This window comes from uncultured Shewanella sp., assembly GCF_947501665.1.
Classification (GTDB): domain Bacteria; phylum Pseudomonadota; class Gammaproteobacteria; order Enterobacterales; family Shewanellaceae; genus Shewanella.
The window spans coordinates 77,834-98,330 of record NZ_CANMWS010000012.1 but is presented as its reverse complement, the minus strand read 5'-3'; the positions used below and the strand labels follow the sequence as shown (position 1 = coordinate 98,330).

At 32.8% G+C, this 20,497-nt stretch carries 20 protein-coding genes; all 20 read left to right on the top strand.

All coding sequences use genetic code 11. The features are described 5' to 3' along the window. Window positions 1-14 precede the first annotated feature (14 nt). Window positions 15-569 carry a dTDP-4-dehydrorhamnose 3,5-epimerase gene (rfbC, locus tag Q0976_RS10945; RefSeq protein ID WP_299493850.1) on the top strand — a complete coding sequence of 185 codons (555 nt, stop codon included), beginning with the start codon at window positions 15-17 and terminating at the stop codon, window positions 567-569. Beyond that, window positions 569-1,384 (top strand): NAD(P)-dependent oxidoreductase, encoded by an 816-nt coding sequence (locus Q0976_RS10940; RefSeq protein WP_299493849.1) that lies wholly within the window; start codon window positions 569-571, stop codon window positions 1,382-1,384. Before rfbC (Q0976_RS10945) ends, Q0976_RS10940 begins: the two co-directional genes overlap by 1 nt. Before the next feature lie 90 nt (window positions 1,385-1,474). Further along, on the top strand, window positions 1,475-2,752 hold the full coding sequence (locus tag Q0976_RS10935; RefSeq protein ID WP_299493848.1) for a flippase: 1,278 nt from the start codon (window positions 1,475-1,477) through the stop codon (window positions 2,750-2,752). Next, entirely contained in the window at window positions 2,739-3,881 is a 1,143-nt protein-coding gene (locus Q0976_RS10930; RefSeq protein WP_299493847.1) for a CapA family protein, read from the top strand. The genes Q0976_RS10935 and Q0976_RS10930 overlap by 14 nt, the downstream gene beginning before the upstream one ends. 1 nt (window position 3,882) lies before the next feature. Further along, the gene (locus Q0976_RS10925) at window positions 3,883-4,749 is read left to right on the top strand and encodes an ATP-grasp fold amidoligase family protein (RefSeq protein ID WP_299493846.1); all 867 of its coding nucleotides are present in this window, start codon (window positions 3,883-3,885) and stop codon (window positions 4,747-4,749) included. 15 nt (window positions 4,750-4,764) lie between these two features. Then, complete coding sequence (locus tag Q0976_RS10920) at window positions 4,765-5,976, top strand: O-antigen ligase family protein (protein ID WP_299493845.1); 1,212 nt, start codon at window positions 4,765-4,767, stop codon at window positions 5,974-5,976. Then, window positions 5,973-7,094 (top strand): glycosyltransferase, encoded by a 1,122-nt coding sequence (locus Q0976_RS10915; protein ID WP_299493844.1) that lies wholly within the window; start codon window positions 5,973-5,975, stop codon window positions 7,092-7,094. The genes Q0976_RS10920 and Q0976_RS10915 overlap by 4 nt, the downstream gene beginning before the upstream one ends. Further along, the gene (locus Q0976_RS10910; protein ID WP_299493843.1) at window positions 7,091-8,323 is read left to right on the top strand and encodes a glycosyltransferase; all 1,233 of its coding nucleotides are present in this window, start codon (window positions 7,091-7,093) and stop codon (window positions 8,321-8,323) included. The genes Q0976_RS10915 and Q0976_RS10910 overlap by 4 nt, the downstream gene beginning before the upstream one ends. Window positions 8,324-8,335: 12 nt before the next feature. After that, window positions 8,336-9,394, top strand: a complete 1,059-nt coding sequence (locus tag Q0976_RS10905) for an acyltransferase family protein (RefSeq protein WP_299493842.1) — start codon at window positions 8,336-8,338, stop codon at window positions 9,392-9,394. A gap of 7 nt (window positions 9,395-9,401) precedes the next feature. Beyond that, entirely contained in the window at window positions 9,402-10,517 is a 1,116-nt protein-coding gene (locus Q0976_RS10900; RefSeq protein WP_299493841.1) for a CapA family protein, read from the top strand. A 75-nt stretch (window positions 10,518-10,592) separates the two neighbouring features. Continuing rightward, window positions 10,593-11,459, top strand: coding sequence for an ATP-grasp fold amidoligase family protein (locus tag Q0976_RS10895; protein ID WP_299493840.1), 867 nt, complete (start codon window positions 10,593-10,595; stop codon window positions 11,457-11,459). A 9-nt stretch (window positions 11,460-11,468) separates the two neighbouring features. After that, a complete protein-coding gene (locus Q0976_RS10890) occupies window positions 11,469-12,473 on the top strand; it encodes an NAD-dependent epimerase (RefSeq protein ID WP_299493839.1) in 1,005 nt (334 codons plus the stop codon). A gap of 3 nt (window positions 12,474-12,476) precedes the next feature. Further along, window positions 12,477-13,592 carry a glycosyltransferase family 4 protein gene (locus Q0976_RS10885; protein WP_299493838.1) on the top strand — a complete coding sequence of 372 codons (1,116 nt, stop codon included), beginning with the start codon at window positions 12,477-12,479 and terminating at the stop codon, window positions 13,590-13,592. Window positions 13,593-13,607: 15 nt separating this feature from the next. Beyond that, complete coding sequence (locus Q0976_RS10880) at window positions 13,608-14,774, top strand: nucleotide sugar dehydrogenase (RefSeq protein ID WP_299493837.1); 1,167 nt, start codon at window positions 13,608-13,610, stop codon at window positions 14,772-14,774. A gap of 69 nt (window positions 14,775-14,843) precedes the next feature. Further along, on the top strand, window positions 14,844-15,896 hold the full coding sequence (gene wecA, locus Q0976_RS10875) for a UDP-N-acetylglucosamine--undecaprenyl-phosphate N-acetylglucosaminephosphotransferase (RefSeq protein WP_299493836.1): 1,053 nt from the start codon (window positions 14,844-14,846) through the stop codon (window positions 15,894-15,896). Window positions 15,897-15,973: 77 nt separating this feature from the next. Continuing rightward, the gene (gene galU, locus Q0976_RS10870; protein ID WP_299493835.1) at window positions 15,974-16,858 is read left to right on the top strand and encodes a UTP--glucose-1-phosphate uridylyltransferase GalU; all 885 of its coding nucleotides are present in this window, start codon (window positions 15,974-15,976) and stop codon (window positions 16,856-16,858) included. A 292-nt stretch (window positions 16,859-17,150) separates the two neighbouring features. After that, complete coding sequence (gene rfbB, locus Q0976_RS10865) at window positions 17,151-18,233, top strand: dTDP-glucose 4,6-dehydratase (protein ID WP_299493834.1); 1,083 nt, start codon at window positions 17,151-17,153, stop codon at window positions 18,231-18,233. A gap of 2 nt (window positions 18,234-18,235) precedes the next feature. Further along, a complete protein-coding gene (locus Q0976_RS10860) occupies window positions 18,236-19,045 on the top strand; it encodes a sugar phosphate nucleotidyltransferase (protein ID WP_299493833.1) in 810 nt (269 codons plus the stop codon). Further along, window positions 19,033-19,920, top strand: coding sequence for a dTDP-4-dehydrorhamnose reductase (gene rfbD, locus Q0976_RS10855; RefSeq protein ID WP_299493832.1), 888 nt, complete (start codon window positions 19,033-19,035; stop codon window positions 19,918-19,920). The genes Q0976_RS10860 and rfbD overlap by 13 nt, the downstream gene beginning before the upstream one ends. Window positions 19,921-19,924: 4 nt before the next feature. Beyond that, window positions 19,925-20,464: a dTDP-4-dehydrorhamnose 3,5-epimerase gene (gene rfbC / locus Q0976_RS10850; protein ID WP_299493831.1), complete on the top strand. Its 540-nt coding sequence runs from the start codon at window positions 19,925-19,927 to the stop codon at window positions 20,462-20,464. The last annotated feature ends 33 nt before the right edge of the window (window positions 20,465-20,497 follow it).

The window sequence follows — 20,497 nt, the reverse complement described above, 5'->3', positions numbered from 1 at the left end:
AAGGGTGTGAAAGAATGGAAGTAATTAAAACTAAGTTGAAAGGTTGTGTGATCATTCAACCTAAAGTATTTGGGGATGAGCGTGGTTTTTTTCTTGAGTCATATAATTACGAAAGATATAAGAAAATGGCGGGAATTAAAGAAAATTTCGTCCAAGATAACCGTTCGCGTTCGACCAAATCTGTGCTTCGAGGACTGCACTTCCAAAAAAATAAACCTCAAGGTAAGCTCGTGACAGTAACCTCTGGTGAGGTATTCGATGTGGCTGTTGATTTACGAGTGAGTTCACCGACTTTTGGACAGCATGAGTCAATTATATTAAATGAAGAGAATCATACACAGTTCTATATTCCTCCAGGTTTTGCTCATGGTTTTGTTGTTTTAAGTGAAACTGCGGATTTTCAGTATAAATGTACAAAATACTATGACCCATTAGACGAGTCTGGCATTATTTGGAATGATAACGATTTGAAAATTGACTGGCCTGTAGGAAGTCCAATTCTTTCAAATAAAGATCTGATGCAGTTAACTTTAAAAGAATATAGAGAAGGTTTAAAGGTAAAACTATAATGAGTAACTATACTGTTATTGGTGGCAATGGTTTCATTGGAAAGAAACTTTGTGATTATTTAGTTGAAAATGGTGAAAATATTTGGTCCCCTGCACGGGGTGATCTGGATATTTATGAAAAAGATCTTGGAATTGTTTTTTATTGTGCTGGATTCGGTGATTGCCAAAATGATCCAAATAATGTGCTGCAAGCAAATACTATTTTATTAAAAAATATATTAAATAATGCTAAATTTTCTAAACTATATTACTTTTCTTCAACAAGGTTATATATGAATCAGATGTCTTCAAATGAAGATTCAGATTTAAAAATTTGCACTAATGATGAAAGACGTTTATTTAATCTAACCAAATTAGTTGCTGAAGAGTTGTGTTTAAAGAGTAAACAACAATGTCATATTCTTAGAGCTAGCAATGTTTACGGTGTTGCATTAGAGAGCCCTTTATTCCTCCCTGCGATTACGCGAAATGCCATTAAAAATAAAAGAATAGAGATGTATATAACTCCTGGATATGAAAAAGACTATATATCAGTAGATGATGTAGTTCACGCATGTTATAAAATTTCTCAAGCGACTATACTTATTCCAAAAATTATAAATATTGCTTCAGGTACCAATACTAGTGCAGCAGAAATTACGAAACTATTAGTAAAAGAAACAAGTTGTGAAGTTGTTTGGCATGATAACGTAAATACTGGAGAGGAATTCCCAGAAACTAAAATAGATTGTTTGAGAAAAATACTAGATTTTAAACCTAGAAATGTACTTGAAGATATAAAAAGTATGGTTAATGAATTCAGAATGCATATGTAATTACATTTTAAAAGCATAGCAGTGAATGAATAGCGGGCTTAGTAAAGTTTCTATTTATATATAATTAAAAATTCATAATGTGTTGGTTTAATGGCTATTAACATATCTAATCGTTTTAGAAATATACAATATAGTTATAAGCGAGTGTTTGTAAATTTTATATCACTTTCTGTTTTGCAAGGTATGAACTATGTCTTACCTTTAATAACACTTCCATATCTTATTCAAGTTTTGGGGGTTGAAAAATTTGGATTAGTGTCTTTTGCGACTTCAATTGCCTTATATTTTGGTATCATATCTGATTACGGCTATAAATTAACAGCACCCAGAGATATAGCGAAGTGTGGTGGGAATCAAGATGAAATAAATAAAATAGCAAATGTGGTATTTGTGTCTAAGTCGATAATATTAGCTTTTTGCTTCCTTTTTATGGTTTTTCTTGTTAATTATATTTCCCCATTTAACGAGCATAAATTAATTTATATAGTTTCGTTTTTTGTTATAGCTTGTCAATCTTTTGTACCTGTCTGGTTTTTTCAGGGGGTTGAAGATATGAAGTATGTTACATACATTAATATATTTTCAAAACTTGTATTTTTGATTTTAGTATTTACATATATATCTACCCCAGAAGACTACTATTATGTTCCGATATTTACTGCAGTCGGGTTCTTTATTTCAGCATTTCTTTCAATATGCAAAATAAGAAGTAAATATAACTATAAATTCAATTTACCTTCTATTGATAAAATTAAAATTGGATTTAAGGATGGATGGGAGATTTTTTTAGGAAGTGCATTCACTTCATTGTATACTAATAGTAATATAGTTATATTAGGTTTATACACATCTCCAATAGTAGTCGGATACTATACCATAGCTGATAAGATAGTTAGTGCAATCACCGGTTTATTTATTCCATTCAACCAAGCTATATATCCTTTTTTAGCTAAGAAATATAATAAGAGTAAATATGATTTTTCAAAAATTACTTTGAAACTAACAAAATTGCTTTCTATCGTGTCTATAATATTATTTTTTCTATTCTATATCTCTAATGAATCTATTGTCGAATTTATTACAAGTGAGGTTAATAGTACAGTAGTATTGCTTGTTTCTATAATGAGCCTTAGGATTCTTTCTTCGCCGTTTAGTAACTTATTTTCTAATGTTCTTATCATTACCGGAAATAAGAAGCCTTATTTAAAGGTTATGAAGTTAACTGTAATTGCAAACGTCGTAGTTGTTTTTCCAGCGATATACCTATTTGAATCTATAGGTTTGGCTATCGGTTTTGTAACTGTGCTTTGGTTACATACAATAATGTTATACCTAAATACTAAAAAGATAAGCTATGAAAAAGTATGAAATGATTTTTTGTGGGGATTTTGCTCCTAATATAAATAGTAATGAATATACACCTAATACGAATTTTTTGGGTGATGTTGCAAGTATGATTTCAAAGTATGATCAAGCTTTTATTAATTTAGAGGCACCGTTTACTGATTCCATTAAAATGATTGAAAAAAATGGTCCAAATTTAAAGATAGATAAAGATTTTATAAATCCACTTATCGCTGCCGGATTTAATATTTTTGGTTTAGCTAATAATCATATTATGGATTTTGGCTGGGATGGGTTGAAAGATACGATCGAGCTTTGTAACAAAAATAACATATCGTACGTTGGGGCTGGAGCTAATTTAAATGAAGCGCTAAAAGTTCACTATAACGAATCTAATGGACTTATTGTTGCAACAATAGCAGTTGCAGAGCGAGAGTTTAGTATAGCTACAGATAATACTCCGGGAGTTGCCCCTTTAGATTTTTATGACAACTTCTATCAAATAAATGAAGCTAGAAAAAAAGCGGATGTTGTTATCGTTACAATGCATGCGGGAAATGAACATTTTTCATTACCGAGACCTAACTTAAGGAAAATGTGTCAGCTTTATATTGATATTGGAGCTGATATTATTATTAACCATCATAGTCATACGCCGGCAGCATATGAAGTGTATAGAGATAAAAAAATCTACTACGGACTAGGAAATTTTATATTCAACATGCCAGAAAAAAATAAGGATTGGTATGAGGGATATATGGTTAGTGTTGAAATAATAAAAGAGTTTAATGGTGATTTATCTTTAAACAGTAAGATTATTCCATATGAACAAGGGGTAGATGGGATTCCAATATCTTTATTGGAAAAAGTGAAACTAGATAAGTTTTTATATAGAATTGAAAGTTTGAATTCTATTTTGGAAAATGAAGAGGCATATCTTAAAGAGTGGAGTTATTTTTGTGAGTCAAAAAGAAACCAATATATTCTTTCTACATTTTTTCCTTACACATTTCGAGGCATTGGTGTACTAGAAAAGATATTTTCATTGTCTAAACTGATCTTAAACAAGAAAACAATCCCAGTTAAACTTAACATGCTTGAATGTCAGTCACATCATGAAGTTTTAGTCAGTATTTTAAAGAAAGGAAAATAATGTGGCGTATAGCATTATGAAAATTTTACCTGATTTCATATCACTATTTATTAGATCTATTGCTTGTTTGAGATACATTCCCAACGTCAATAACCCCAAAACGTTTAATGAAAAAATACAATATAGGAAGAGGCATGGAGATCATGAACTGTTTTCTCTTTGTTCTGACAAATTTGAAGTAAAGCAGTACGTAGAAGATATTATAGGGAAAGAGTGTGTTATAGAGAATTATTTCTCTGGTGACAAAATATCATTTGATGAGCTAAAGTCTATTATTAAAACCCATGGCTCAGTTGTAGCAAAACTTAATCATGATTCAGGAAGCGTATATTTAATTGATGAATCAACACCAGATTTTAGTTTGATGTTATTTATAGAAGAGCTCAACAAATCAATACATAACGATTATGGAAAAAAGAGTGGTGAACCTTGGTATTCAAATATCAAAGGCAAGATATTAGTTGAAAAACAGTTACAGAAAAATTCGAAGGGTGAGATTCCTGACTATAAATTTCATGTATTCACCGATGCTGAAAAGCAAAATGTCATTTTGCATGTAGATTTTGATCGATATAGTAATCATAATAGAAGCTGGTTTGATGAAGATCTTAATTATTTGCCATTCGCTATGGGATATCCGAATATTAGAACTGATATTAAAGTGCCTGATAATTATAATAAAATGGTGGAAATAGCGAAGAAATTGGCTAAGCCATTTTCTTATGCTAGGATAGATCTCTATAATGTTGATGGAAAAATATATTTTGGTGAAATTACGTTCGCCCATGGTTCTGGTTTCGAGAGATTCACGACAAAATATCATGATAAATGGATGGGCGGTTTTTGGAAAGGAGATCTAAAAAAATGAGTCTGGATCTAATTTATGCGTAATGAGGTTTCGAAAAAAGTTGACTTGAGATTAATAATAGTTGGAGCAGTATTAGCTGTTTTGTTATGTTTTTATGGTAATTATCAGTTAAGAAATATATTATCTTGGTCTTTAGCATTCTGTTTGATATTAGCATTTAGTATATTTTCTATTTTCAAATTAAAAGTGAAAAAAATATCATGTAAAGTTTTTATTTTATCTACAATATGGCTGATATTTCCAATATTATTAACACCATTTTATGCTAATGTTGAAATACACATTAAAGCAATATTAGAAACATTGATATATATATTGTTTTTTATTTGTGTGTTTAGCTATATAATTGTTGATGAGAAATTTTTCTACCAGCTGATGAGAGTAGTTATACAAGTTACTTTGATATTTTCTATATTTTCATTGTTTAATTATTTTATATTCAAAGCAGCGGGAACATTTTCAGGTTTTCATTCTAATCCAAATACATATTCAGCATTATTATTGTTTTTATTGGTTAATATTTTTTTCTTTCATAAAAAAATATTAAAAACAAGAAAATTACTAATTGGAGTGTCAGTAATATTTTCATTTCAAGTATTACTTACGGGCTCATCAAAAGGACTTATCGGGCTTGGAATTATTTATTTTTTATTGATTTTATTTAAAACAAAAAGAACTAATATAATACCTGCTTTAGTATTTTTGATAATGGCTTCAGTTATAGTTGGGTTTTATGCTGAAAAATCAATGGAACGAGTACAAGATAAAATTTCAGCTATAAGTTACTCCAACAAGAATAGTTACGATGAGAGTACTGTTGGCCATGACAGTGGCAAAATAAGATTATTTTTAATGTATGACTCTTTTAGAGTGGTTTCAAATAACATATTGATAGGAGTTGGTGTCAATAATGGTCAATTTTATCTTACATTACCAGACTCCTTTAGGGAATTGATGGATTCAATTAATAGTCAAAATAATATAACTGAAATGCTCCTCAATGGGGGAGTAATAGCATTTTTTTTATACTATATGCCATTGCTGTTTATATTGATTATAAGCTCATTTAAGAAGAGAAAAAATAGCTTCGATCAGGCCATTATAATATTAGTTATACTGAAGTTATTTCTAGATGCTGGAATGAAAAGCTATAATGACGCATCTCACGTTATGGCTGTAACGTTAATCTACTATTATTACTTTGTATCAAAAAGGCAGGACAGTTGAAAATTACATTAATGTTTGTTATTAATTCATTATCTGTTGGTGGGGCTGAGCGTGTGTTTTCGACATTATTGAAAAACATAAACCGTAACCAGTTTGACATTATTTTGGCGATTGGAGCTAGAACTGACGGCTTCTTAAATGAAGTACCAAAAGACATTAAAATCGTTGAATTATCTGGTTCGAAAAGGGCTATAAAGTCGTTTTTTCCTTTATTGAGATTAATTCGATACGAAAAGCCTGACATTGTTTTCTCTACTCTTGGTATGGTCTCATCAAGTTCATTATGTTCTTTTTTTACAAGTAAGAATATCACCTATATTGCACGCTTTGGAAATACTATAAGCGCAGATCTATATAGGTCTAAGAGAGAAAGTTACTTTAAATACTTATTTCAAAAACTATCTTATTTACTGGTGTTGAAAAGGTGTAAAATTGTTACTCAATCCGAATATATGAAAAATGATTTGGTTCAATATTTTGCCTTATCGAATAGTGATGATGTTCATGTTATATATAATCCATGCCCTAACCCAAGTGTACTATACTCTAATCCTGAACAGAGAAAGTCTAAGAATCTAGTTACTGTTGGTCGATTTGCTTGGCAAAAAGGATATGACATTCTTATTGATTCCTTAGGAATGCTTGCTAAAGATGGGTGGGAGTTTAAGTTCTATTTTATTGGAGGTGGTGATAAAGCTGAAGAGAAAATCGTTAAAGATAAAGCTAAAAAAGCTAAATTAACTGAAATTGTTGAATTTCTAGGAGAAAGAGAGCAGCCATTTTGTGCTGTAAATGATATCGATATTTTTGTATCGTCTTCAAGATTTGAAGGTTTTGCGAATGTAATTTTAGAGTCTTTGGCAAATGGAATTCCAGTTGTTGCAACAGATTGCCCTAGTGGTAATAGAGAAATTATAGATGAGAAGGTTAACGGGTGGCTGACTAATCAAGTAGGCTCAGAACCAACTGCACGTGAATTATATGAAACAATATCTACGGCATTAGAAACAGTAGAAAGCTTTGATCGCTATAAAATAAAAGAAGAAGTAAGAAAAACTTTTGCAATTGAAACAGTTGTATCTCATTATGAATCTTTATTTTTGGAGTTTAAGAAATGATTAGTTTTTTTACTATGAGGGATTTTTCATTCCATGGTGGAGGAATGATTCGAATATTGGGTCTTCTTAGTACTCTTGATTACAACGACGAGCAACATAGACTATTCAGCAATAATTTAGATACAGAATTTCTTACTAGAAATAAATTATCAGGATTAAATATTGAATACATGGATCTTGAATTCTCAAAGAAAGAAAAGAGATTTTTTCAATTGCTTCTTTCATTCTTACCAATTTCAATTGTAAATATCTTTTTTACTAAAACCCTGAATAAACTTAAGGCTTTTTCTAGTGAATTTTCCTTAGATAATCAGGTGTTAATTTGTTGTGAATACCTAGATTTATCGTTAGGTTATTATATGAAAAAGAATAATCTTATTGGTGGGTATATCTGTGATATTCATGGCTTAGTTCCTAATGAGTTTAAAACTAAGAAAAATAAAAGAATTTATAATTATGTAAGGTATTGTTCTGCGAGTCTTTTAGACCAAAAAGTATTCTCTTTTTGCGATGGTGTCATTTATGCTAGCTTCGCTATGAAAAGTTTTATGGAACATAAAATAAAAAAACTCAAGACAGTAAATAGTATGGTAATACCTTACCTAGTATCAGAAGATAAGGTTAATATTAAGGTTGATAGGGTACAACTTAATAGGATTAGAAATAGGTTAAGGATAACTACTGATCATGATGTTATTTTTTTTGCAGGCTCTTTTAAAGAACTCGGTGGAGTCATGGATCTTGTACAGGCTTATCACAAAATTAAATTGAAGAGAGATAACTTAAAATTACTCTTGATTGGTGGTGGAGATGATCTTGATAAAGTCAAAATATATATAAATGAAAATGGTTTGTCTGATAGTATAATTCATATTCCTAAAGTTGATTATAGTGAACTTATAACTTATCAAGAACTTGCTGATGTAATAGTTTGTCCGGACAGATACAATTTGTATTCAAATATGATTATTCATTTGAAATATATTGATTCTCTTGTATCCAATAAAATTGTAATTAATGGTAGCTTTGATGCTGTTAAAGAACTAAATATTGACCAAAATCTTTCAATAAACTTCACTCCCTCAGATATCAATGACTTAGCAGAGAAAATTGATTATTGCTTAGAAAATAAAATTCAGTTAGGTTTAAAGTTTAAAAACAATACTGATTATGTAAGAGATAATCTTGTATATCAATCATCTAAATATAACATTGCAAATATATTTTAACTTGGCCTGAATATGAATTTTAAAGACAGTACTTATGTCAATAATTTTGCTATAAATATTTTTTCAAAAAGAAATGGAAATATCTTGAAAGGTATTGCGATTATTCTGATGTATTTCCATCATTTGTTCGCCTTTCCTGAAAGAATAGTTGAACCTAACTATTTTATAGCAATTTCAAATAATATTGATTTTGAATATTATATTGCTATTTTTGGTAAAATATGTGTTTCAATGTTTTTATTTTTGTCAGGAGTTGGTTTTTCATTTTCTAGAGAAAGAAAGCTTAGATACTATCTTGATAAAGCTCTAGGTTTCTACCGAGCTTACATTATTGTATTCTTAATTTTTATTCCTTTTGGTTTTTTGTATTTTGGCAATGTTAACGGGGTTGGTTTTGAAATAAAAACTTTCTTTGAAAATCTGCTAATGATAGAAAGCAGTTATAATGGTGAGTGGTGGTTTTCTGGTGTATATTTTTTATGTGTAATATTTACGCCATTTTATATTAGGATAGGGTGTTTAAAATCAATAGTGTTATCTTTCTCTTTTTTAAATGTTTATTTCTTATTACATATGCTCTCATTCGATATTGGAGTGCTACTAAATAATTTTTTATTGTGGCAAGTATCATTTATTTCAGGATTGTTTTATTATAATGTTATATCATATCTAAAACTTAATACGATAATCTTTAGACTTAAAAAATACTCGTTTGTTCTTATTGTGATACTATTACCATTGATATTGATTTCATATTTATATCTGAAAGTATATGCGCTAATATTTTTTACTCCTGTTATATGCCTTGCTCTTTGTATGGCTTTTAATGAGATGAGTAACGGGGTGAGTTTTTCATTAGAATGGTTAGGGAAAAAAACTCTTTTCATGTGGTTAACGCACAGTTTTTTTTGCTATTATTATTTTCAAAGTATAGTGTTTGCACCTAAATATTCATTTTTAGTATTTTTAAACTTGATTTTATTAACAGTACCATGCTGTTTAGTGCTAGAAAAATTATATGAAATTAGTATGAAACTAAGAGTTAACAAATTATATAGACAAACAGGTTAGGTGTTCATTGAAAATAGCATTTATTGGTGATATCGCATTCTTTGGTCGGTTTTGTATACATCAAAATCCTAAAGCCTTAGAAAGCTTCCAAGAAGTAAAAAAAGCGATGGATGGTTGTGATTATGTTGTGGGGAATCTTGAAACACCATTAGTAGAAAATGGTGTAAAATTAGGCTCTAAATCAGCTTATATATCGGGTCATCCAGATAATATTAAAATATTAGAATATTTGGGTATAAATGCAGTTAATTTATCAAATAATCATATATTTGATTTTGGAGAAGAGGGTTATAAATCTACTACAAATATTTTAGACAAATCTGGAATTGACTGGTTTGGATGTGAAGATAAAATACATTATCTTAACCATCCTAGTGGGGAAAATATTGCATTTCACGGTTACTGCTCTCTAAATACGAATCCAATCGGATATGATGAATCCGGATCAAAACCTAGTATTAATCATCTTTCTTTTCATGATGTTATTAATAATTTTTCTAAAATTAAAGATGCAGGTTATTTCAATGTGATGAGTATTCACTCAGGATTTGAGCATATAAATATACCAAGCCGCGATGATATTGATTTTGCGAGATACCTTTCAACTATTGATGATTACTTTTATTTTGGTCATCATCCTCATGTCCTCCAAGGAATAGAAAAAATTAATAACAGTATTATCGCTTATAGTTTAGGGAACTTCTGTTTTGATGATATTTATGATGAAAGGACGGAGAACCCATTAGTTAAGCAAAGTGTTAATAATAAGGAATCAGCAATTTGTATCCTTGATATTCAAGGTGGAGAAATTGTAGAACATAAAACAATTGACTTTTTTATTGGTGATAACGAATTAAAAGTGGTTGACTCAGGGAAAATGAGTGAATATAGCAATATGTTATCTTTTGATATGAATTGTTATTCAGAAGAAAGAACTAGGCAGATTGAAGGCGTGATTAAGAAACGAAATTCATCACGCGACTTCAAGTGGTTTATATCTAGATTTAGGCTTTCAACTTTCTTTAGAATATTAGAATCATATTTAAATAAAAATCGTTACAGTCGATTGTTTTATAAGCCGTTAATGAAGACTATTCATAATGAACAAAAAAGAAAACATTAAATTTAGCTTATGATGTATTAAGCGGGATTGTTTTTCAGTTTTTATATATCAAAACTATATATCTGAGGGGATATTGTGGCTAGTTTACAATATAGGCTTTTTTCCAAAGCAGTTGGTTTGTTACCTGATATAATAAAGTTGAATTTATTATATTTTAGACGGTTTAATGCTTTTTTAAATTTAAAATCACCTAAGACTTTTAATGAAAAATTACAATTAAGAAAAATTAAAGATAGAAATAAACTTTTATCTATTGCGGCAGATAAATTGAAATCTAAAGAGTTTGCATCTTCAGTATCTAGCCAATTATATATACCAAAAACATTATATGTTGGAGATTCACCATCATTTATAGATGATTTAGATTTATCAAAGTTGCCTAGTGATTATGTTTTTAAAGCTAACCATACGAGCCAAACAATAGAAATAATTCGGGGTTCTAAACATTTAAGTAAAAATCGTATGAAAAGACTCGCTAAATCATGGCTTAAACATGATCAGTCTTTATCGCTTGGTGAATGGGCATATCAAGACATTCCTAGAAAAATATTTGTTGAAGAGTTTTTAGATTTTGAAGGTGAGGCTCCTGATGATTATAAGTTTTTTGTTTATCATGGGAAAGTACACTTTATTCAATTAGATTCAGATAGGTTTACTAATCACTCTAGAAATATGTTCGATTATGAATGGAATGAATTAGGGTTTGAATATTCTTATAAGCGGAAAAGTCCAGCTCCAGAAAAACCATTATTTTTAAATGAGATGATTAGAATTTCTGAAGAATTAGGTGCTTATTTCGACTTTATTAGAGTAGATTTGTATTATTATAATAAAATGATTACATTTGGTGAGTTGACCGTCTATCCAGGGGCTGGGTTTGAAAAGTTTCCAGATAAAAAATATGATTTGCTTTTTGGTCAACCTTGGATACAAAGTTATTAAAGGGTTTTTATGAAATATTTAGTTACAGGTGCTTCAGGGTTCATAGGTAGTCGGGTTATCGAGGCTTTAAGTGCCAAAGGGCATAAAATTGTTGGTATTGACAATAATAATCATTATTACGATATTAATTTAAAGTATGCTCGATTAAAAAGAATTGCAACTGAAAATTTTAAATTTATTGAAATGGATTTATCGAATAAAAAATCTTTAGATAATTTATTTAAAGAGAATAAATTTGACCGTGTTATTCATTTAGGTGCTCAGGCTGGAGTGCGTTATTCTATTGAAAATCCGATGGCTTATGCAGATTCAAATCTTATTGGTCATTTAAATATTCTTGAGGCTTGTCGTCATAATAAAATACAACACTTAATATATGCATCTTCTAGTTCTGTGTATGGCTTAAACAGTAAAATCCCTTTTGCGACTTCTGATAGCGTTGACCATCCTGTTTCTCTTTACGCAGCAACAAAAAAGTCCAATGAATTAATGGCTCATTCATACTCCCATCTTTATGATACACCCACTACAGGATTACGATTTTTTACTGTTTATGGCCCTTGGGGCCGACCTGATATGGCACCTTTTATTTTTACTAAAAAAATATTAGAAGGTAAAACTATCGATATCAATAATAACGGAGATATGTGGCGTGATTTTACTTATATTGATGATATTGTAGAGGGGGTTATCCGTATCGCTGATGTTATTCCCACAAGCAATACTGAATGGAGTGTGGAGCAAGGAAGTCCAGCTTCTAGCTCTGCGCCTTATAGTATTTATAATATAGGACATGGTAGCCCTATCAACTTATTGGACTTTGTTAAAGCCATTGAGTCAGAATTAGGTATTGAAGCTAAGAAAAATTTTCGTGGAATGCAGCCAGGTGATGTTTATCAAACTTATGCCGATACTCAAGACTTATTTGATGTTATTGGTTATAAACCTAAAGTGGGATTAAAAGAGGGTGTCACTAATTTCGTTCGTTGGTATAAAGAATTCTATAGTAAGTAAATTATGGCCAATATTGTGATTTCTGCAAATACCAGTTGGTATTTATATAATTTTAGAAAGAATACCATTTTATCTTTAATTGATAAAGGGCATAAAGTAACTGCTATTTCTCCAAAAGATAGTTATTCATCAATGTTGGAAGAATTAGGAGCTCAACATATTGATATTGATATTGACCAAGGTGGAACTAATCCTCTAAAAGATATTAAAACTTATATAGATTTTTTTAGAATATACCGTAGTGGCCAATATGATATAGTGCTAAATTTTACACCAAAAAATAATATATACAGTACTATGGCTGCTAAATTAAATGGACTGAAAGTAATAAATAATATTGCTGGATTAGGTGTCTTATTTATTAATGAGAATATTACTGCAAAAGTGGCAAGAGTACTTTATAAATTTAGCCAACGTAAAGCAGATAAAATATTTTTTCAAAATGAAGATGATAGGACTCTATTTATAAAACATAAATTAACTACTCTTTCGGTAACAGAGCGTTTACCTGGATCCGGTGTCGATCTTAAGCGTTTTATTGTATCTCCAGCAAAAGATGATGGCGTCGTTCGTTTTTTATTAATAGCGAGAATGCTATACGACAAAGGTATAGGTCATTATATTGAAGCTGCTCGTGAATTAAAAAAATGTTATGGAGACAAAATCGAGTTTTATTTATTAGGTTTTCTTGATGTAGATAATCCATCATCGGTGAGTCAAGTTGAAATGGAAAGTTGGGTGGCTGAAGGTATCGTTAATTATTTAGGGGCATCTGATACTGTGGAAGCTGAGATAGCTAAGTCCGATTGTATGGTATTACCGTCTTTTTATAGGGAAGGGGTGCCTAAGTCACTTTTAGAAGCAGGAGCTATGGGAAAGCCTATCGTGACTACTGATAATGTTGGTTGCCGGGAAACTGTTGATCATGATATTAATGGATATTTATGTGAAATAAAGTCGACTAGTAGTCTAATTGTACAATTAGATAAAATAATTAAACTAACTCATAACGAACGTATCGATATGGGCATTAAAAGTCGCTTGAAAATAAAAAATGAATTTGATGAAAATATTGTCATTAATAAATATATTAATGCTGTTGATGCATGTTTAGCCTAAATTGGAAAAATAAGAATGAAAATTGCTATTGCAGGGACAGGGTACGTTGGCTTATCAAATGCGGTTTTGTTAGCCCAAAATAATGAAGTGATTACAGTCGATGTGATTGCTGAAAAAGTTGATTTATTGAATGATAGAATATCACCTATTAGTGACGTTGAAATAGAAGATTTTTTAAAGACAAAACAACTGAAATTAAGGGCTACTCTAGATAAAGAGTTGGCTTATAAAAATGCTGACTTTGTGATTATTGCAACACCAACTGATTATGATGTTAAATCGAATTATTTTAATACTTCATCAGTTGAATCGGTTATTAAAGATGTCATGTCGATTAATCCAAAAGCCATGATGGTAATTAAATCGACCGTGCCAGTGGGTTTTACCGCAAAAATTAAAGAATCTCTTCAGTGTGAGAATATTATGTTTTCACCTGAATTTTTAAGAGAAGGTCGAGCATTATATGATAACCTTCATCCTTCGCGAATTGTTGTGGGTGAACGATCAGAGCGTGCTAAGATTTTTGCTGATTTATTAGTTGAAGGTGCTGTTAAAGAGAATATTCAAGTTCTTTTTACTGATTCAACAGAAGCTGAAGCTGTTAAATTATTTTCTAATACCTATTTAGCCATGCGAGTGGCTTACTTTAATGAGTTAGATTCTTATGCTGAATCGCACAGGCTTAATAGTCAGCAAATTATTGAGGGAGTGGGGTTAGACCCTAGAATTGGTCAGCATTATAATAATCCTTCATTTGGTTATGGCGGCTACTGCTTACCAAAGGATACTAAACAACTATTAGCCAATTATGCTGATGTGCCGAATAATATTATAGCAGCCATTGTAGATGCTAATACTACACGTAAAGATTTTGTCGCAGATTCCATTTTAAAAAAGCATCCAAAAGTTGTTGGGGTTTATCGTCTAGTCATGAAGTCAGGCTCAGATAACTTTAGATCGTCTTCTATTCAAGGCATTATGAAGCGCCTCAAAGCCAAAGGAACCGAAGTTGTCATTTTTGAGCCTACGCTTGAAGAAGATGAGTTTTTTCATTCGAAAGTCATTCATGATCTCGAAGAGTTTAAAAAGTTGAGTGATGTAATTATATCTAACCGTATGGCGGAAGAGTTACAGAATGTGAGTGATAAAGTTTATACGCGAGATTTATTTGGTTCTGATTGATTACAATTTTATCCATATAAGACTATATTATTTTAATTTAAAATATTAATATTTTTCTAGGGGCGAGCAATGGAATATATTATTCCTCTATTGTCAACATTCTTGATTTCATTCTTTGCAATTAAATTGATGAAACCCATTGCGGTGAAAACGGGGCTAGTTGATACGCCTAATGTACGTAAGAAACATGTGGGTTCTATTCCATTAATCGGGGGGATTTCAATATTTATTGGTGTTTTTTTCACAGCTCTTTTTTTTATAGAGCCTAACGATGCATTAAAAATATATTTATCCTCTATTGCTATGATTTTAATTTTAGGTGTGTTTGATGATATGTATGATTTATCAGTCAAACTTAGGATTGGAGTACAGATATTAGTGGCATCATTGATGATTTTTGGCGCTGACTTTTATTTACATAGTTTTGGTTCTGTGTTGGGTTTTTTTGAATTAGAGCTTGGCTATTTGGGGGTCGTGATCACCATATTAGCCGTAATTGGTTCTATTAATGCTTTCAATATGGTAGATGGAATTGATGGGCTGGCAGGGATGTTGAGCTTAGTCTCATTTTCATCTCTACTCTTTTTGCTTTGGCGAGTGGAGAGTAGCTGGCATTTAGTGCCTTTATTGTTTATTGCAGCGCTTTTAGCTTATTTAATTTTTAATTTAGGCTGGCCAAGTAAATCGTTAACTAAAATCTTTATGGGTGATGCAGGCAGTATGTTAATCGGCTTGACTGTAGTTTGGTTACTTGTGATTGGTGCAACGCCTAATCTAGGTGCCCATACTCAGGCATTTCGTCCGGTCACTGCTTTGTATTTAATTGCTATTCCTTTAATGGACATGGCGGCGATTATGTACCGCCGAATTAAAAAAGGCGTATCGCCTTTTAAGCCCGATAGGGAGCATCTGCATCATATTTTTGAACGTGCGGGCTATAATCGCAAACAAACCTTAGTTATTATAACTAGCTTTGCATCGTTAATAGCAATGATTGGCTGTATTAGTGAGCTTTATTTAGTGCCTGAATGGATTATGTTTGTTGGCTTTATTGTTTTATTTTTAACGTACAATTATGCTCTCATGCATGTTTGGAAAATATTGACCTTTATCCGCCGTTAACTTTTATTCATCGCTAAATAGTACTCAAATGAACCATATCATGTTGAGATTATTACTTAAAAAAACAGAGTAAATAAATGAAAGTTGTTATTCCTGTTGCAGGCTTAGGAACTCGGATGTTACCTGCAACGAAAGCTATTCCGAAAGAAATGTTACCCCTTGTCGATAAACCACTTATTCAATATATAGTCAATGAATGTGTGAGTGCGGGTGTGAAAGAAATTGTATTAGTGACTCATGCCAGTAAAAATGCCATTGAGAATCACTTTGATACTTCCTATGAATTGGAGTCGACATTAGAGAAGCGTGTCAAAAGGCAATTATTGGAAGAAGTTCAGTCTATTTGCCCAAGTGATGTGACCATTATGCATGTACGTCAAGGTGAAGCTAAGGGATTAGGGCATGCAGTTCTATGCGCTAAACCCTTAATTGGTGATAATCCTTTTGCAGTGGTATTACCTGATGTGATCTTAGATGAATATACTGCGGATCAATCAAAGGATAATTTAGCGGCTATGATTGCGCGTTTTGAAAACACACAATCTAGTCAAATTATGGTTGAGCCCGTGCCTATGAGTGAAGTGAATAAATATGGCATTGCAGATTGCGATAATGTCACTTTAAAGGCGGGCGGTTCTGCCATGATCAAAGCCATGGTTGAAAAACCTGATATTCAATTTGCGCCTTCTAATTTGGCTGTGGTGGGCCGTTATGTATTATCAAATCAAATATGGTCTTTGCTAGCGAATACCCCAAAAGGAGCGGGGGATGAAATTCAATTAACGGATGCGATTGATAAGTTGATTGAGATTGATAATGTTGAAGCATTTCATATGTCTGGTCAGTCCCATGATTGCGGTGATAAGTTAGGTTATATGAAAGCCTTTGTTGAGTATGGTCTACGTGATGAAATGCTAGGGACTCAGTTCAAAACTGAGCTTAATCATATATTATCTGTTTAATCCTTTAAAATTTTTACAATGAATTTTATTGATTTTAAAAACGAAACGGCTAGCGATGATGGATTGCTAGCCGTTTTTTTATGCTTGAAAGATTGCACTGTGGTGATGATATATTTGATGTGATTGAAAGAGGCCGCCTCATGTTTTGTGGTGAGGGCTGATAGCATTCATTGGGTTATCACGTTAGAATGGTGCTCTTCTTTAATGGGTATCAAGCAGTGGGTAACTCGACTTTAATTTAGGTGTTTAGTATTAATCAAATTGAACAAGTCGAGTGTATAGTGGCCGAGATATGAAAGTGTTAGTAACAGGTGGTGCAGGTTTTATTGGCTCTGAGCTGATCCGCTATTTAATACATAAGACAAATGACTGTGTGGTGAATCTTGATAAATTAATGTATGCGGGCAACACCAATGCGCTTCAATCAGTGGAAAATAATACGCGTTATTGCTTTATACAAGCTGATATTTGCGATAGAGCAGTATTAGACAACATTTTCAAAGAGCATCAACCTGACGCAGTAATGCATCTCGCGGCGGAGAGTCATGTGGATCGCTCTATCGATGGACCTGCTGCATTTATACAGACTAATATTATCGGCACTTTTACTTTACTTGAAGTGGTGAGACACTATTGGGCGCAATTAGAAAGCGAGAAAAAAAAGCGCTTCCGTTTCCACCATGTTTCAACCGATGAAGTGTACGGCGATTTGGATGAGTTGTCTGCTCCTTTTACTGAAGCATCTAATTTTGCCCCCAGTAGCCCTTATTCTGCATCAAAAGCCTCAAGCGATCATTTAGTTCGTGCTTGGCATCGCACTTACGGTCTCCCTATTTTGATTTCTCAATGTGCTAATAATTATGGGCCTTATCAATTCCCTGAAAAGTTGATCCCTTTGATGGTGTCTAATGCACTTGAAGGTAAACGATTACCGATCTATGGTAATGGCTTACAGCGGCGAGATTGGCTTTTTGTCAATGATCACGTTCAAGCTTTATATTGTATTTTAATTCGAGGTCAAGTGGGCGAAACCTATAATATTGGCGGAGAAGCTGAAAAGTCCAATATTGAGTTAGTCAGTATTATTTGTGAAATATTAGAGCAGTTAGTCTCTAATAAGCCCAAAGGAGTGAAGTGTTACCGTGACTTGATCTGTCATGTTGATGATAGAGCAGGTCATGACTCCCGTTATGCGATTGACATTACAAAAATTAAAAAAGAACTGAACTGGGCGCCATTAACGGATTTTGATTCGGGAATATTGTCGACGGTTAAATGGTATGTTGATAACCCTAATTGGTGTCATACACGCGTTCAATCCCATAGTGCAATTGAGGCTATGCACCAAGCTTCGACAAAACAAGTCGCTATTTGATAATGAGAGGCATTATTTTAGCGGGAGGAGCTGGCACTCGCCTTTATCCTCTGACTCAGTTTATCTCTAAGCAATTATTGTTGGTTAATGGTAACCCAATGATACTGTATCCCTTATCTTTTTTAGTGAAAATGGGGATAAAAGAGGTATTGTTGATCACTCGCCCAAAGGACGAATTAGCATTTCGGCAGTTATTGGGAGATGGGGCACGTTTTGGCATATCACTTGAGTATGCTATCCAACAACAACCTAAAGGGATCGCAGAGGCATTTATTATCGCAGGATCTTTTATCGGTGATGATAATGTCTGTTTAATTTTGGGTGATAATTTCTTTTATGGTCAGTCACTTTTTAATGAGTTAAAGCGAAAAAAATACTTTAGTCCAGCAGCAAGAGGCTCTGGGGCGACCGTGTTTGGCTATGAGGTGGAAGATCCCCAGCATTATGGGGTCGCAAGGCTAGATCAATATAACCGAGTGGTCGAGATTGAAGAGAAACCTGCCTACCCGAAATCAAATATCGCTATTACGGGCTTATATTGCTTTGATCATCGCGTCGTTGAATTTTCAAAAAAGGTGGTGCCATCAAAAAGGGGAGAGCTTGAAATCACCTCTATCATTCAGATGTATCTTGAATGTGGTGAATTAACAATGGAATTATTAGGCTCAGGTGTAAGCTGGTTCGATATGGGGACCCATGAAAAGTTAAGAGATACATCAAAGTATATTCAGCAAGTTGAAGCGCAAACGGGAAAATGTTTTTTTGACCATACTGCTCTCATCACCAATAAGGCAGTATTATGCGAGTGCTAATCGTTGGAAAAAAGGGGCAATTAGGCAGTCACCTGTTTCATAAGCTCAAAGAGCACACTGAGCTTTATGTCATTGAGAGATCAGAGTTTGATATTTGTGACAGTACAATAGTCGATAAGGTGATTGAGCAATGTCGTCCGGATCTCATTATTAACGCCGCTGCTTATACTGCTGTCGAACAAGCTGAAATTGAAAAAGAAAAAGCGTTTGAAGTGAATCATAAAGGCGCTTATTTTCTCGCTCGAGCTGCAAACCAGCAAGGTGCCATCATTATTCATATTTCCACAGACTATGTATTTGACGGTAGTAATAAACATGCTTATAAAGAAAATGATGTCGCTGCTCCTCAAAACAGTTATGGCATGAGCAAGTTAGCGGGCGAAGAAGCCATCATTAATACTTGCATTAAGCACATCATTATTCGCACTGCTTGGCTATTTAGTGAGCAAGACAATAACTTTGTGAGTACCATGCTGAAGTTAGGTCGCGATCGCGATAAATTACATATAGTAAGCGACCAATGGGGAGGACCGACTTATGCGGGCGATCTTGCTAATGCGATTATTCATGTGATTAAGCAAGTTAAACAAGCAGGAATACTTGATTGGGGAGTCTATCATTTTTCAGGTTTTCCCTGTGTGAATTGGTATCAATTTGCTCAGCATATTTTTCAGCAAGCACATGCACAAAAAAAAATAGATAAAATACCGTGTTTAGTGCCTATTTCAAGCCAAGATTATCCATCGACTGTCATACGTCCAGCCAATTCAACACTCGATTGCGCTAAAATAAAACGACATTTTAGTATCGAAATGAGTGATTGGTCTAAGGCCTTGCCTCAAGTCATTGAGCAGTTTATTAACAAAGAAGCTTAAAATAATGCAAGTGATTAATACTCAAATTGAAGATGTGAAAGTGATTATTCCTGCGCTATTTGGCGATGAACGGGGTTTTTTTATGGAAACTTGGCGGCAAGATATTTTTAATGGTCAAGTTGCCAACAGAGCATTTGTTCAGGATAACCATTCTCGATCTCAGCGTGGCGTTCTAAGAGGTCTGCATTATCAAACTGAGCAAACCCAAGGTAAATTGGTAAGAGTGGTGAGCGGTTCAATATTTTATGTGGCGGTGGACATGAGAAAGAACTCTAACACATTTGGACATTGGGTAGGGGAAGTATTATCTGCGGAAAACAGACGTCAACTTTGGATCCCTGAAGGTTTTGCCCATGGTTTTTATGTGATGAGTGATATTGCTGAGTGTGTATATAAGTGTACTGACTATTATCACAGTGACTCTGAAGTGAGTATTCGCTGGGACGACCCAACCCTCAATATAGCTTGGCCTTGTGTCACTTCGCCAACGCTATCGGGTAAAGATAGAACGGGTCTAAGTTTTAAAAGGGCGCCATCCTTGTAGTGGGATTACACACTTAATCTGTGCACTTTTATT

Excerpts from the sequence above, each read along its gene's own strand:
- rfbC (WP_299493850.1), top strand. The coding sequence starts at position 15 with ATGGAAGTAATTAAAACTAAGTTGAAAGGTTGTGTGATCATTCAACCT.
- Q0976_RS10940 (WP_299493849.1), top strand. The coding sequence starts at position 569 with ATGAGTAACTATACTGTTATTGGTGGCAATGGTTTCATTGGAAAGAAA.
- Q0976_RS10935 (WP_299493848.1), top strand. The coding sequence starts at position 1,475 with ATGGCTATTAACATATCTAATCGTTTTAGAAATATACAATATAGTTAT.
- Q0976_RS10930 (WP_299493847.1), top strand. The coding sequence starts at position 2,739 with ATGAAAAAGTATGAAATGATTTTTTGTGGGGATTTTGCTCCTAATATA.
- Q0976_RS10920 (WP_299493845.1), top strand. The coding sequence starts at position 4,765 with ATGCGTAATGAGGTTTCGAAAAAAGTTGACTTGAGATTAATAATAGTT.
- Q0976_RS10910 (WP_299493843.1), top strand. The coding sequence starts at position 7,091 with ATGATTAGTTTTTTTACTATGAGGGATTTTTCATTCCATGGTGGAGGA.
- Q0976_RS10905 (WP_299493842.1), top strand. The coding sequence starts at position 8,336 with ATGAATTTTAAAGACAGTACTTATGTCAATAATTTTGCTATAAATATT.
- Q0976_RS10890 (WP_299493839.1), top strand. The coding sequence starts at position 11,469 with ATGAAATATTTAGTTACAGGTGCTTCAGGGTTCATAGGTAGTCGGGTT.
- Q0976_RS10885 (WP_299493838.1), top strand. The coding sequence starts at position 12,477 with ATGGCCAATATTGTGATTTCTGCAAATACCAGTTGGTATTTATATAAT.
- Q0976_RS10880 (WP_299493837.1), top strand. The coding sequence starts at position 13,608 with ATGAAAATTGCTATTGCAGGGACAGGGTACGTTGGCTTATCAAATGCG.
- wecA (WP_299493836.1), top strand. The coding sequence starts at position 14,844 with ATGGAATATATTATTCCTCTATTGTCAACATTCTTGATTTCATTCTTT.
- galU (WP_299493835.1), top strand. The coding sequence starts at position 15,974 with ATGAAAGTTGTTATTCCTGTTGCAGGCTTAGGAACTCGGATGTTACCT.
- rfbB (WP_299493834.1), top strand. The coding sequence starts at position 17,151 with ATGAAAGTGTTAGTAACAGGTGGTGCAGGTTTTATTGGCTCTGAGCTG.
- Q0976_RS10860 (WP_299493833.1), top strand. The coding sequence starts at position 18,236 with ATGAGAGGCATTATTTTAGCGGGAGGAGCTGGCACTCGCCTTTATCCT.
- rfbD (WP_299493832.1), top strand. The coding sequence starts at position 19,033 with ATGCGAGTGCTAATCGTTGGAAAAAAGGGGCAATTAGGCAGTCACCTG.
- rfbC (WP_299493831.1), top strand. The coding sequence starts at position 19,925 with ATGCAAGTGATTAATACTCAAATTGAAGATGTGAAAGTGATTATTCCT.